At 45.2% G+C, this 12,619-nt stretch carries 13 protein-coding genes and 1 pseudogene; 12 read left to right on the forward strand and 2 right to left on the reverse strand.

Annotation, left to right across the window (positions count from 1 at the left end; all coding sequences use genetic code 11):
- The first annotated feature begins 203 nt into the window (after positions 1-203).
- The 4 genes from ABC831_RS08705 to ABC831_RS08720 all read left to right on the forward strand — a co-directional run bounded on the left by ABC831_RS08705 (position 204) and on the right by ABC831_RS08720 (position 4,536).
- Complete coding sequence (locus ABC831_RS08705) at positions 204-1,925, forward strand: MobA/MobL family protein (RefSeq protein WP_109214826.1); 1,722 nt, start codon at positions 204-206, stop codon at positions 1,923-1,925.
- Positions 1,909-2,613: a DUF6040 family protein gene (locus ABC831_RS08710; RefSeq protein ID WP_021369328.1), complete on the forward strand. Its 705-nt coding sequence runs from the start codon at positions 1,909-1,911 to the stop codon at positions 2,611-2,613. The genes ABC831_RS08705 and ABC831_RS08710 overlap by 17 nt, the downstream gene beginning before the upstream one ends.
- Positions 2,614-2,768: 155 nt before the next feature.
- Positions 2,769-3,227, forward strand: a complete 459-nt coding sequence (locus tag ABC831_RS08715) for a MarR family transcriptional regulator (RefSeq protein WP_108817235.1) — start codon at positions 2,769-2,771, stop codon at positions 3,225-3,227.
- Positions 3,217-4,536, forward strand: coding sequence for an MATE family efflux transporter (locus tag ABC831_RS08720; RefSeq protein WP_109214827.1), 1,320 nt, complete (start codon positions 3,217-3,219; stop codon positions 4,534-4,536). Before ABC831_RS08715 ends, ABC831_RS08720 begins: the two co-directional genes overlap by 11 nt.
- Before the next feature lie 133 nt (positions 4,537-4,669).
- Here ABC831_RS08720 and ABC831_RS08725 read toward each other — a convergent pair whose 3' ends face one another.
- Positions 4,670-4,906: a DUF6061 family protein gene (locus tag ABC831_RS08725; RefSeq protein ID WP_002578301.1), complete on the reverse strand. Its 237-nt coding sequence runs from the start codon at positions 4,904-4,906 to the stop codon at positions 4,670-4,672.
- 312 nt (positions 4,907-5,218) lie between these two features.
- On the opposite strand from ABC831_RS08725, the gene ABC831_RS08730 reads away from it, so the two are divergent.
- From ABC831_RS08730 to ABC831_RS08745, 4 genes are all read left to right on the forward strand, one after another.
- Positions 5,219-5,608 carry a DUF5301 domain-containing protein gene (locus tag ABC831_RS08730; protein WP_029731695.1) on the forward strand — a complete coding sequence of 130 codons (390 nt, stop codon included), beginning with the start codon at positions 5,219-5,221 and terminating at the stop codon, positions 5,606-5,608.
- A gap of 181 nt (positions 5,609-5,789) precedes the next feature.
- The gene (mobQ, locus tag ABC831_RS08735; protein WP_117534042.1) at positions 5,790-7,370 is read left to right on the forward strand and encodes a MobQ family relaxase; all 1,581 of its coding nucleotides are present in this window, start codon (positions 5,790-5,792) and stop codon (positions 7,368-7,370) included.
- Between the two features lie 65 nt (positions 7,371-7,435).
- Entirely contained in the window at positions 7,436-8,080 is a 645-nt protein-coding gene (locus tag ABC831_RS08740; protein ID WP_117534040.1) for a CHC2 zinc finger domain-containing protein, read from the forward strand.
- On the forward strand, positions 8,049-9,386 hold the full coding sequence (locus ABC831_RS08745; protein ID WP_117534038.1) for a virulence-associated E family protein: 1,338 nt from the start codon (positions 8,049-8,051) through the stop codon (positions 9,384-9,386). Before ABC831_RS08740 ends, ABC831_RS08745 begins: the two co-directional genes overlap by 32 nt.
- A gap of 28 nt (positions 9,387-9,414) precedes the next feature.
- On the opposite strand, the gene ABC831_RS08750 is transcribed toward ABC831_RS08745, so the two are convergent.
- On the reverse strand, positions 9,415-9,654 hold the full coding sequence (locus ABC831_RS08750; RefSeq protein ID WP_021682886.1) for a hypothetical protein: 240 nt from the start codon (positions 9,652-9,654) through the stop codon (positions 9,415-9,417).
- Between ABC831_RS08750 and ABC831_RS08755 the strand changes: the two genes are divergently transcribed.
- The 4 genes and pseudogenes from ABC831_RS08755 (at position 9,628) to ABC831_RS08770 (ending at position 12,604) form a co-directional block, all read left to right on the forward strand.
- Entirely contained in the window at positions 9,628-9,825 is a 198-nt protein-coding gene (locus ABC831_RS08755; protein WP_109258351.1) for a hypothetical protein, read from the forward strand. The two genes, ABC831_RS08750 and ABC831_RS08755, sit on opposite strands and share 27 nt — an antisense overlap.
- The gene (locus ABC831_RS08760) at positions 9,826-11,496 is read left to right on the forward strand and encodes a recombinase family protein (protein WP_007887864.1); all 1,671 of its coding nucleotides are present in this window, start codon (positions 9,826-9,828) and stop codon (positions 11,494-11,496) included.
- A 90-nt stretch (positions 11,497-11,586) separates the two neighbouring features.
- Positions 11,587-11,670, forward strand: a pseudogene (locus tag ABC831_RS08765) (Maff2 family mobile element protein); the annotation flags it as partial.
- A gap of 82 nt (positions 11,671-11,752) precedes the next feature.
- A complete protein-coding gene (locus tag ABC831_RS08770) occupies positions 11,753-12,604 on the forward strand; it encodes a VirB6/TrbL-like conjugal transfer protein, CD1112 family (RefSeq protein ID WP_003431220.1) in 852 nt (283 codons plus the stop codon).
- Positions 12,605-12,619: the final 15 nt, after the last annotated feature.

Below are 12,619 nucleotides of genomic sequence, written 5' to 3' on the forward strand. Positions count from 1 at the left end.
GGCTCGTTCCGTCGGCGGGGCTTTCAGCCAGACCTGCTCATGCCGCAGGAGGCACTCTTCGCCAGAGGGGCACATTCCATGCAGGCTGTTATGCACAGGGCACTCTTACGCAGAGGGTGCTCCGGCAGATACCATTTTCTTTTAGGAAAAACGTTACCTGCCGGAAATCAAAGCCGGATACGGCAGAATGGGGGAAACGGAGCATGGCGATTTTTCATTATACAGTAAAGATTGTTGGACGCAGCAAAGGAAAATCCATCATATCGGCGTCTGCTTATCTCAATGGCGATGTGATGAAAAATGAAGAAACAGGCAGGATCAGCTACTATACTTCAAAAAAAGAAGTCGTTTATACCAGCCTGCTGATGTGTGAAAATGCACCACAGGAATGGCAGAATGTACCTGCTGAAAATATCAGACGGTTCCAGAAATCTGTCCGATATAAAAGGGCAGATAACCAAAATGCTGCACTGGAAAAATTCAAACTTACTTTTCAGAAGCAGCGTTTATGGAATGAAGTCTTGAGGATAGAAAAAAGTTCAGATGCACAACTCGGCAGGTCATTTGAGTTCTCACTTCCGAAAGAATGGAGCCGACAGGAACAGATTGATTATACAACTGAATATATTCAAAAGACCTTTGTAGATAAGGGAATGTGTGCGGATTGGAGTATCCACGATAAAGGAGATGGTAATCCCCATGTGCATTTATTGGTGACGTTGCGACCATTCAATTCAGACCACTCATGGGGTAACAAAGAAATCAAGGATTGGGAGTTTGTCAGAGATGAAAATGGAAATATTGTGGTGGATGAATCCCATCCGGACTGGTGGCAGGATAAAAAGAACCCTGACCGTCATGGAATCCGAATCCCCGTACTTGATGAAAATGGAGTCCAGAAAGTCGGGACAAGGAACCGCAAACAGTGGAAACGTGTATTAACCGATGCTACCGGGTGGAACAATCCGAAAAATTGTGAGCTATGGCGGAGCGAATGGGCAAACGTCTGTAATGCACATTTGAAAACGGAAAATCACATTGACCATCGTTCTTATGCAAGGCAGGGAAAATTAGAGATACCGACGATCCATGAGGGCGCAGATGCCAGAAAAATTGACGAGAAATTTCAAAACGGACAGACATCCTCTACTTCATGGAAAGTAGAGGAAAACCAGATCATAAAAAGACAAAATGCACTGCTGGATAAAATACAGATTTCTTTTGGAAAAGTATCCAGTGCATTAACACAATGGAAGGAGCGATTGCGTGACATTAGAAGAAAGCCGGGAAGTCATTCCCATGATGGAGACAATGATAAACCAGATCGAGGAACAGCAGAATCTTATGGCAGAGATGGTACAGGAATTGCAGGAACGGGACAGGCAGCTCCTGTCTTTTCAGGAGCAGAACCAGAGTTTAAAAAGCTTAAACAGCGAATTATCCAGGCTGCTAAATCTTTTGCCAGATACAGAAGAACTGCTCTCACAGATCGAGCAACAGAAAACCAGAATCGAACAGTTGGAAAACGAGAATCAGCAATGGCAGGAATTAACGCAGAAGCTGAACAACGAGAACAGCTTATTGCAGAAACAGAACAGCGAATTGCTGACCTTAAACAGCAGATAGAGAAAGCGAGGGAGATCGATGAGCGAATGCAGAAACTTAGAGAACGTCGGGCAGGTGGAAGAACTTCTGCTGATGACCGAACAGATGCAGGACGAACTGGATCAGAAAGACCAGACAATCCAGGAACTAAACAGGCAGCTAAGCGAATCGCTGACCTTGAACGAGAAATTGAACAGCGAAAACAGAGCCGAGAATATCGAAGCATTGCGGACAAGATTAAGGCAAACAGAGGAACGATTGACCAGCGAGACAGACAGCAGGAAAAGAGCCGACGCAGAAGCCGTGGCATGGAAATTTAAGTATGAAAAAGCAGAGCAGGAAAAACTTTATGCACAGACACACCAAAAGACGGTAGAGGTAGCTGTTGAGAAAAAAGTGCCTTATGAGAAATGTGAAAAATGTGACCGTACTGCTTACCGGAAAGCAAAAGAAAAATGCGATAGCCGTAAAAGCCAGTTAGAAAAGAAATATAAAAATATGACGATTGGTTATGAAAGTATCTTGTTTCTACTGGCATGGTACAGCATAACAACAACACTGTTTACTGCGATTCTTTCGCCGGTTTTCCTTAACGACTGTATCGTCTTTTTCGGTGCGTTAGGAAAAGGAATGGGAAGTTTATTTCGGGAGTTTGTGACAGGTGCAGACTCTTTCGGACAGTTAAGCAGTGGAATACCTAACAGTATTCTTTCCGGGATTGTGTACTGGCTGATTGCCGGTACTGTCATGGCAATTTTATTCGTAATAACCGGGTGGCTGATAATCGGGATTGGTTATCAGGTAGGAAAAATCTACCGGAAATATTGTTGGGATATCATCAGTATCGTGGTAGCGATAACGAGTACAGCTGTTGTAATTTACTTTGGAGAATGGATTAAAAACGCTAATCCGATAAATCTTATTGTATTGCTATTACTGTCGCATATTATTTATATTGGAATCAGATGTTATGTGAAAGACTGGATGGAAGAACGAGGATATTATTAAAAGAGGACAGGGAAATTTCATAATCTTCCTGTCCTTAGTAAGGGACTATTGATTGTTTATATAAAGAAAAAGTATATAAATAAATCTTGACAATTAGTACGAACTCGGACTATAATACAAAAGTCCGGATTCGTACTAATTTAAGGAGGAAAAAGATGAGAAAAGATAATAATATGATAATACAGTTGCAACGATATTATGCTTTATGGAAAGAATGTACAGCAATGTATGAGGAATGGTCAAAGGATCAGGGACTGTCTTCAAATGGAGTTTTTGCTTTGTATTCATTTTATGAAAGTAATGGAAGATGCACGCAGAAAATGATAAGTGAAAAATGGAATATACCTAAGCAAACGGTAAATACGATACTAAAAGATTTTCAGAAAAAAGGATACATCAATATGGTATCTGATGATTCAGACAAGAGAAATAAGCTGATATGCCTCACAGAATCAGGAATGGAATATACGAAAGATATCATAGAAAAACTGCACTCAAAAGAAATATATGTAATCGAAAAAATGGGATTAGAGAATATAGAAAGTCTTAATGATAATACAGAGCTGTTTATCAGACTTTTCAAGGAAGGAGATTGTAAGAAAAATGAATCATAAATCATTATTTTTTAAATATGTTATTCCATCTATTATAGCATTTGCATTATCAGGAATATATGCGATAGTGGATGGATATTTTGTAGGCAATACCATAGGAGATGCTGGACTTTCGGCTATTAATATTGCATATCCGATTGTGGCTTTGATTCAGGCTCTTGGAACAGGAATTGGTATGGGAGGAGCTGTTTATTACTCAATTAATGCAGCAGAAAAGAAAGGAAAACGGGCAGAAGAATTTATTGCTACAAGCTGGTGGCTTCTTGTAATAGTAAGTGTTATCAGTACCATAATTATTTACTCCTTTTCGTCTAAAATTTTAGGATTGCTTGGAGCAGATGGAATTATATTAACAAATGCGACAGATTATATCAAAATTATAGCACTTGGAGCAATATTGCAGATTCTTGGAACTGGAATGATGCCATTCATTAGAAATTATGGAAACTCTTTCTGGTCAATGTTTGCGATGGTTGGTGGATTCATAACCAATATTGTTCTGGATTTTATCTTTGTATGGATATATGAAATGGGCATGAAAGGTGCAGCCACAGCTACAATAGCCGGACAGGGTGTGACTGCAGCAATTGCAATCATATACGCATTATATAATAAAAAGTTTTATGTGTATGTATCCTTAAAAAATGTAAAAGAAATGTGTGGCGCTATATTCAGAGTAGGTCTTGCACCGTTTGGGCTAGCATTGACTCCTAATATTTCATTGGTGTTTATAAACCGATTCTCCGCTTCTTATGGGGGAGAAAAAGCTATTGCAACTTATGCATGTGTATCCTATATTATCTGTATCATATATCTCATATTGCAGGGCGTAGGTGATGGAAGTCAACCTTTAATGAGCCGTTTTTATGGTGAGAAGGATCAAGAAAGCCTGAGAGGAGTTCAGAGAATGGCATACATTTTTGCAATAATTCTTGCTGTTTGTGGTGGAATTATCATGTATGTAAACAGAGCAAATATTGGAGGGGTTTTCGGAGCTTCTTATGAAGTAAGTATTGAGATTTCTAAAATTGTACCTATATTTTTAGTGTCATTACCATTTGTTGCGATTACCAGAATAGCGACAGCTGGATTTTATGCTACTGAAAAAAGTGGATTGTCATACATTCTTACATTCATTGAACCAGTATTGATGCTGATATTTATGCTTGTTTTACCACCTTTATTTGGTGGACAGATTATGATATGGTGGAGTACGGTATTGGCACGTGTTTTTTCAGCGATTCTGGCATTCATACTAATAAAATATTGCGAAAAGGGAGATTTGCAATATGGAATACAGAAAATTTAACAATCAGATAGTAGCAAGAATAATCTAGGTTTATCTATTGTATTTTTAAGGACAGCCTCATAGCAATAGGGCTGTCCTTTTAAAATTATGAAGCTAATTTTTAATAAATTCTAGTAGATTTTGATTGGAATAATCATAACTCTAATGAATCTTCAGCATCTACCCACATCTGTAAATTCCCATCAAGATATAACCTTGCATATTCTAATGGCTCATCGATTGCAAGCGATGTCAAAGCACAATCAGATCCAGGTGTGGTTCTTAAATTTTTTTCTGCTTCCCAACAATCAATACGGAGTATATAGCCCGTATTAGTATATACATCAATGCTGTTGCACTGTGGATTGTATTCTGCAAATATTGTTCTCATCGTATCCCATCTCCTTATCATTTAATCAATCAGTAGTAGCAAAAATTAAGAAGCATTTCAATCAGTTCACCATGTCACTTTTATTTTGTGTTATACTGTCTTATAGATTTTTCTTGCCCTTGTATTTGCCCTTATCAGAGTGCATAAACACTGATGGGACGATATAACACAAGGGAAATAATAAGGGAAAGCTCACCTGCGACAAATCCAGTGTTTTCAAGGGGTTGCGAAGAATTTAATAATAAAATATAACAGTTATTAAATTTCTTAAAACAGGTGAAATCTCAATCGGAATTTGGAGGTAATATGCTTATGAAAAAATTTCTTTCTTTGTTTTTGTGTCTTACTTGTGTACTGACTTTAGTTGCGTGTGGAAAAAAGGTAGCTCCTATTACGTTACCTCAAACCGACGAGATTACATCTATTGATATAACTTTTGGGGAAAATACAGTAAGTCATTCAGACAAAACTTGGATAAGTGAAATAATCGCCGATATTTCCAGTTCTGAACCGACTAAGAAGGAAAGTGTTCAAGACTGTCCACAAGTGGAAAGTTATATCAAAATTGACTTCCAGTTTGAGACAGGAACAAGTACTATCTTTGCGTATGAGGATAGTGGTAAATACTATATTGAACAGCCTTATCAAGGAATTTATAAAATTGATAGCCAACTATTCGAAAGGTTACAAGAAACTGATTAATTCCAGTTTGCCACCCACACATCGGGTCAACTTGTCCCGAACTTTTACAACTAAATACCCGCCGCCCACACAGCGGCACACCGAGCAGGAAATCTGAAAAAGGTCTCCTGCTTTTTTTCTGCCCAAAATGGGGTGGCAAAACGCCACCCCATCCACCGATTACCGAAAGGAGTGATACGAAATGCCCTGTCCGCACAACGAAATCACGATTGTTCAGCGCAGCCAGCGACAGTCTGCTGTTGCCGCCGCTGCTTACCAAAGCGGCGAAAAGCTGTTCTGTGAATACGACCAGCAAGTGAAGCACTACCCGGAAAAGCGTGGTATCGTCCACAATGAAATTCTGCTCCCGGCAAACGCCCCACGGTCGTATGCAGACCGCAATACCTTATGGAACGCCGCCGAAGCGGTGGAAAAGCAATGGAACTCCCAGCTTGCAAGGCGGTGGGTGCTTACCATCCCAAGAGAGATACCACCCGACCAGTATGCTGTCCTTGTCCGGGAGTTTTGTGAGCAGCAGTTTGTTTCCAAAGGCATGATTGCTGATTTTGCAATCCATGACCCCCATCCGCCGGGACACAATCCCCACGCCCATGTCATGCTCACTATGAGGGCAATGGACGAACATGGAAAATGGCTTCCCAAGAGCCGCAAGGTTTATGACCTTGACGAAAACGGGGAACGGATCAAACTTCCGTCCGGCAGATGGAAAAGCCACAAGGAGGATACGGTGGATTGGAACGACCAGAAGTATTGCGAAATCTGGCGGCATGAATGGGAGGTCATCCAGAACCGCTATCTGGAAGCCAATGACCGCCCAGAGCGTGTGGACTTGCGTTCTTATGCCAGACAGGGGCTTGATATTATCCCTACTGTCCATGAGGGAGCTGCTGTCCGGCAGATGGAAAAGCGGGGTATCCAGACGAACATCGGCAACCTGAACCGGGAAATCAGAGCCGCCAACCGCCTGATGAAGTCTATCCGGCAGCTCATTCAAAACCTCAAAGGCTGGATTACCGAGCTGGGAGAAAAACGAAAAGAACTGCTTGCACAAAAGGCGGCGGAGGAAGCGACACTTCTTCCCAATCTGCTGATGAAGTATATGGAGATACGAAAGGAAGAACGGAAGGACTGGACAAGGGCTGGACAGAACCGGGGGACTTCACAGGACTTAAAGGCAGTCAGCGAAGCCCTGTCCTATCTCCGTCAAAAGGGGATTTCTACTGTGGAGGACTTAGAAGTATTTCTGGAATCTTCCGGGAAATCAGCCGCAGATTACCGCAGTCAGATGAAGCCAAAGGAAGCCCGCAGCAAAGTGATTGACGGGATTCTTGCCAGCCGGACAGACTGCAAGGAATGTAAGCCTGTCTATGAGAAGTACCAGAAGATATTTTTCAAGAAAACAAAGGAGAAATTCAAACAGGAACACCCGGAGGTCGCCCGGTATGCGAAAGCCACCGCCTACCTTGCCAAGCACCCGGACGATAAGGACAGCACCCAAAAGGAACTGCAACAGGAGCAGGAAAAACTTCTCAGCGAAATCGCAGAGCTGAAAGTACCGCTGACAGAGGTACAGGAGGATTTGAAGAAGCTGCGGGACATCCGCTACTGGGTACGGAAAGCCACCCCCGGCACAGAAGAAAGCAAAGAGCCGCCCAAGAAGCAGCCCCTCAAAGAAGTCTTGCAGGATAAGGCGGACGAGAAAAAAGCACAAAGAACTGCCCCGGTGCAGACAAAACACAAACAACAGGATATGGAACTTTAACAGGCACTTGCCATTTTCAGATTGAGAATGTCAGGTGCTTTTCTTTTTTTCAAGGAGGGATAGATTTGAATGTATTTGAAGCTGTGAAGCAGTCCGTCACAACAAGACAGGCTGCGGAGCATTATGGAATCCATGTAGGTCGGAACGGGATGGCTTGCTGCCCGTTCCATAACGATAAAACCCCAAGCATGAAGCTGGATCGGCGTTACCACTGCTTCGGCTGCGGTGCGGATGGGGATGTGATTGATTTTGCCGCCGCCCTGTATGGGCTGGGAAAGAAAGAAGCCGCCGTACAACTGGCACAGGACTTCGGGCTTTCCTATGAGGACTGGAAGCCGCCGGGAAAGGAAAAAAAGCCAAAGCCCCGGCAGAAATCCCCGGAGGAACAGTTTCAGGAAGCAAAGAACCGCTGCTTCCGTATTCTTGCTGATTATCTCCATCTGCTTCGGGCATGGAGAACGGACTACGCCCCACACTCCCCGGAGGAAGCCTTTCATCCCCGGTTTATAGAAGCCTTACAGAAGCAAGACCAAGTGGAGTATCTGCTGGATGTGCTGCTGTTCGGGGAAACAGAGGAAAAAGCGGCTTTGATTACGGACTACGGAAAGGATGTGATACAGCTTGAACAGCGAATGGCAGAGCTTGCCGCCGCAGACGCAGCAAGAACTAAAAAACACCATGAACGCCATGCAGCCACCCCAGAGCATTGAGGAAATCAAGGAGGGGCTGGAAACTACCGAGAAAGGCGGTGTCCGTCAGAGCATACGGAACTGCCTGACTGTATTCCAGCGTGACCCGCTGCTTTCCGGGGCTATCGCATACAACATCCTGACTGACCGCAAGGACATCATAAAGCCCATCGGCTTCCACAGGGAAAGCACCGCCCTGAACGATACAGATATGAAGTATCTGCTTCTTTATCTGGAAGAAACCTACGGGCTTACCAATGAGAAAAAGATTGATAACGCCATCGGGATTGTGGCGAATGAAAACAAGTACCACCCCATCCGGGATTATTTAAGTTCCCTTGTGTGGGACGGGACAGAGCGAATCCGCTTCTGCCTGCGGCACTTTCTGGGGGCTGACGCAGACGATTACACCTATGAAGCATTGAAGCTGTTCCTGCTGGGTGCAATCTCACGAGCCTTTCAGCCGGGGTGCAAGTTTGAAATCATGCTCTGTCTGGTCGGCGGTCAGGGGGCTGGCAAGTCCACTTTCTTCCGTCTGCTGGCAGTCCGGGACGAGTGGTTCTCCGATGATTTGCGGAAGCTGGACGATGACAATGTGTACCGCAAGCTGCAAGGTCACTGGATTATCGAAATGTCGGAAATGATGGCAACCGCCAACGCCAAGAGCATTGAGGAAATCAAGTCATTTTTAAGCCGGCAGAAAGAGGTTTACAAGATACCTTATGAAACCCACCCGGCAGACCGCCCCCGTCAGTGCGTGTTTGGCGGCACTTCCAATGCCCTGGACTTCCTGCCCCTTGACCGTTCCGGCAACCGCCGCTTTATCCCCGTCATGGTGTACCCGGAGCAAGCCGAGGTTCACATTTTGGAGGACGAAGCTGCTTCCAGAGCCTATATCGAGCAGATGTGGGCAGAAGCGATGGAGATTTACCGAAGCGGCAGGTTCAAGCTGGCTTTCAGCCCCGCCATGCAGCGCTATCTCAAAGAACACCAGCGGGATTTTATGCCGGAGGACACCAAAGCAGGGATGATACAGGCGTATCTTGATAAGTACACCGGGAGCATGGTCTGCTCCAAGCAGATCTACAAGGAAGCCTTGAACCATGCTTTTGACGAGCCGAAGCAATGGGAAATCCGGGAAATCAACGAGATTATGAACCAGTGCATTTCCGGCTGGAGGTACTTCCCGAACCCAAGAATGTTTTCAGAATATGGCAGACAAAAGGGCTGGGAGCGTGAAAACCCGGCAACGGACTTAAGCAACCCGTCTGAAAAAACGATGGACGGTTTTGTGGAGGTCACAGAACAGATGGAGCTTCCATTCTGAAAAGGACAGCCCGTTGCACCCCCTGTTGCTATCCCGTTGCCGAGCCGGTTGCCGGGGAAAAACCTTTATTTCCGGGCTTTTCTCCCTTATAACAACCAAAACAACAGAAAAATAAAAGAAAAGTATAAATAGTAACCATCGCCAGATTGAGATTGTTTGCAAGGTCTTTTGAAGCCCGTTGCCGGACTTCGTTGCCGACACCCTCTGTCTGGCTATTTTCATGTATGGAGGATAACTGCCTATGGCAAAAAACAAAACAGAGATTCATGTTACAACGGTGTTTGACGGGGAGCTGGACGCAACCGATGTGTTCGTCAGCCTGATTTCCCAGAAATACGGTAAGACAAATACGAAAGAATATCTTGCTAAAAAGAAAGATATGGGTTATAATGAAGATGAGGTTCAAAAGAGCCAGATACCGTCTGGATTGTGTGGGTAAATGGCTATGATGAACGAAATGGAATACAGAACAATCGGTTCGGCACTTGCCGGAGGGTATCGTGCAGCGGTCTATTGCAGGCTGTCAAAGGACGATGACCTGCAAGGCGAAAGTGCCAGTATCGCAAACCAGCGTGATATGCTGGAAAAATACTGCGAAAAGCAGGGATGGGAGGTTGTGGCAGTCTATCAGGACGATGGCTTCACAGGTCTTAATATGGAGCGTCCTGATTTACAGAGAATGTTGAGAGCCATTGAGCGCAGGCAAATCAACCTTGTCATCACGAAAGACCTCAGCCGACTGGGGCGTAACTATCTGCAAACCGGGCATTTGATTGAGGACTTTTTCCCAAGAAACGGTGTCCGCTATATCGCCATGAATGACGGTATCGACACCCTGCGGGATAACAACGATATTGCCCCGTTCAAGAATATCCTGAACGAGATGTACAGCAAGGATATTTCCAAGAAAGTCCATTCCTCTTATCTTCTGAAAGCGCAGAAAGGACAGTTTACCGGGTGTCTTGCCCCCTTTGGGTATCGGAAAGACCCAGAGGACAGAAACCATCTGCTCATTGACGAGGAAACCGCCCCGATTGTGCGGCTGATTTTCGGATATGCCCTGAACGGTCATGGTCCGAACTATATCCGCAGACGGCTGGAGGAAGAAAAAATCCCCTGCCCCACATGGTGGAACCGGGAACGGGGGCTTCGCAATACCCGCACCAAATGGGAAAAGAAAGACCCAGAAAACGGACGGTATATGTGGGACTTCTCCGTTATCAAAGACCTCTTGATGAATCCCGTCTACACCGGGGCGATTGCTTCCCAGAAAAAAGACTACCGTTTCAAAATCGGCACGATTGGAGAAAAGAAGCCGGAGGACTGGATTGTGGTGGAGGGACAGCATGAACCGCTGATTGACCGCATGAGCTTTGACATTGTGCAGAACAAGCTGAAATCCCGCCAGCGTCCGGGGCAGACCAATGAAATCAGCCTGTTTGCCGGACTGATAAAATGCGGCGAGTGTGGGAAGTCGCTGACGATACGCTACACAAACGCAAAACATCCCCAGCAGATTTATTCCTGCAAGACCTACAATGCCTTTGGAAAGAACCACTGCACCCAGCACCGGATTGACTATGACACCCTTTACAGCCATGTGCTGCGGAAAATCCGGGAATGTGCCAGAGCTGCCCTGATGGACGGGAAAGCGGTTGCCGACCGCCTGACTAATACCTGTGAAGCCGAGCAGCGGGAACAGCGGGAAGCAATGGAACGCTCCCTTACAAGGGACGAGGAACGGATTGAGGTTCTGGATAAAATGGTCATGCGGCTTTATGAGGATATGATTGCAGGGCGTATCAGTGAGCAGAATTTCAACACCATGCTGGAAAAGACACAGACCGAGCAAGCGGAGCTTAAAGCAAAAGTGTCCGAGGGCAGAAAGCGGCTGTCCGATGAAGTCCAGCTTGCCAATGACGCAAAACAATGGGTGGAAGCCATTCAGGAATACGCCAATATCACAGAGCTGGACGCAGCCACCCTCAACCGCTTAATCAAAGAAATCGTCGTGCATGAGCGCATTGACGAAGATAAAACAAGACACATTTCTATCGAAATTCATTTTAATCTCAAACCCATCCCAGAGGTGGAACAGGTCACTGCCTGACCTGTCCCGCCGGGACGGTTCTCTTAAAAACACCATATAGATTTTTTGTACGCCGCCGCCCGCCATCGAGCAGAGTTTTACACCTAATTGGGGATAAAACAGCTCATGGCGGGCGGCGGCGTCGCTTTGATCGGCGGCACCCTTGTTCCCCTGCTTTCTCAACTTTTTGGATAATGCCTAAAACAAATACCACCCGCCGCGCCCTCTCGGAAACGGGAGGGCGCGGGAAAGGAGGGATTAACTTTTGATATGGCAGATGATTGAAGATTGGTTTCGCGGCATTTTGACAGACGGGATTTTATCGAACCTTTCCGGCTTGTTTGACAGCGTAAATACAGAGGTTGGAGAAATCGCAACACAAGTCGGCACGACCCCCGCCGGGTGGAACGCGGGCATATTCAACATGATACGCAGCCTTTCGGAAAACGTCATTGTACCGATTGCGGGCGTTATCATTACCTTTGTCATGTGTTATGAACTAATCCAGCTTGTAATTGAAAAAAACAATCTGCACGATCTCGACACTTGGATTTTCTTCAAATGGATTTTTAAGACCTTTGTTGCGGTGCTGCTGGTAACAAACACTTGGAACATCGTCATGGGAGTTTTCGACGTTACGCAGAGCGTCGTCAATCAGAGCGCGGGGGTTATCATATCCGATACAAGCATAGACGTTACCACCGTCATTACCGACATTGAAGCAAAACTCGACGCTATGAGCGTGGGCGGTCTTTTGGGGTTATGGTTTCAATCCCTCTTTGTAGGGCTTACCATGAAAGCCCTGTCAATCTGCATTATGCTTGTGGTGTATGGGCGCATGATTGAAATATATCTTGTAACGAGCGTTGCCCCTATCCCTATGGCAACAATGGTAAATCACGAATGGGGCAGCATGGGACAGAATTACTTAAAATCTTTGCTTGCGCTTGGTTTTCAGGCGTTTCTGATCTTGGTGTGTGTCGGCATTTATGCGGTGTTGATACAAACAATCGCAGCGACCGACGACATTTCCGGCGCGATCTGGGCTTGCATGGGCTATACCGTCCTCTTGTGCTTTACGCTTTTCAAAACGGGAAGCCTTGCAAAGAGCGTCTTTTCGGCACATTAAGGGGGTGAGTTATGA

It is taken from the genome of Diplocloster hominis (genome assembly GCF_032380655.1).
GTDB lineage: Bacteria > Bacillota > Clostridia > Lachnospirales > Lachnospiraceae > Diplocloster > Diplocloster hominis.

What these genes read in the sequence shown, in the direction of transcription:
- ABC831_RS08705 (WP_109214826.1), top strand. Translation starts at nt 204, where the DNA reads ATGGCGATTTTTCATTATACAGTAAAGATTGTTGGACGCAGCAAAGGA.
- ABC831_RS08715 (WP_108817235.1), top strand. Translation starts at nt 2,769, where the DNA reads ATGAGAAAAGATAATAATATGATAATACAGTTGCAACGATATTATGCT.
- ABC831_RS08720 (WP_109214827.1), top strand. Translation starts at nt 3,217, where the DNA reads ATGAATCATAAATCATTATTTTTTAAATATGTTATTCCATCTATTATA.
- ABC831_RS08725 (WP_002578301.1), bottom strand. Translation starts at nt 4,906, where the DNA reads ATGAGAACAATATTTGCAGAATACAATCCACAGTGCAACAGCATTGAT.
- ABC831_RS08730 (WP_029731695.1), top strand. Translation starts at nt 5,219, where the DNA reads ATGAAAAAATTTCTTTCTTTGTTTTTGTGTCTTACTTGTGTACTGACT.
- mobQ (WP_117534042.1), top strand. Translation starts at nt 5,790, where the DNA reads ATGCCCTGTCCGCACAACGAAATCACGATTGTTCAGCGCAGCCAGCGA.
- ABC831_RS08745 (WP_117534038.1), top strand. Translation starts at nt 8,049, where the DNA reads ATGAACGCCATGCAGCCACCCCAGAGCATTGAGGAAATCAAGGAGGGG.
- ABC831_RS08755 (WP_109258351.1), top strand. Translation starts at nt 9,628, where the DNA reads ATGGCAAAAAACAAAACAGAGATTCATGTTACAACGGTGTTTGACGGG.
- ABC831_RS08750 (WP_021682886.1), bottom strand. Translation starts at nt 9,654, where the DNA reads ATGAATCTCTGTTTTGTTTTTTGCCATAGGCAGTTATCCTCCATACAT.
- ABC831_RS08760 (WP_007887864.1), top strand. Translation starts at nt 9,826, where the DNA reads ATGGCTATGATGAACGAAATGGAATACAGAACAATCGGTTCGGCACTT.
- ABC831_RS08770 (WP_003431220.1), top strand. Translation starts at nt 11,753, where the DNA reads ATGATTGAAGATTGGTTTCGCGGCATTTTGACAGACGGGATTTTATCG.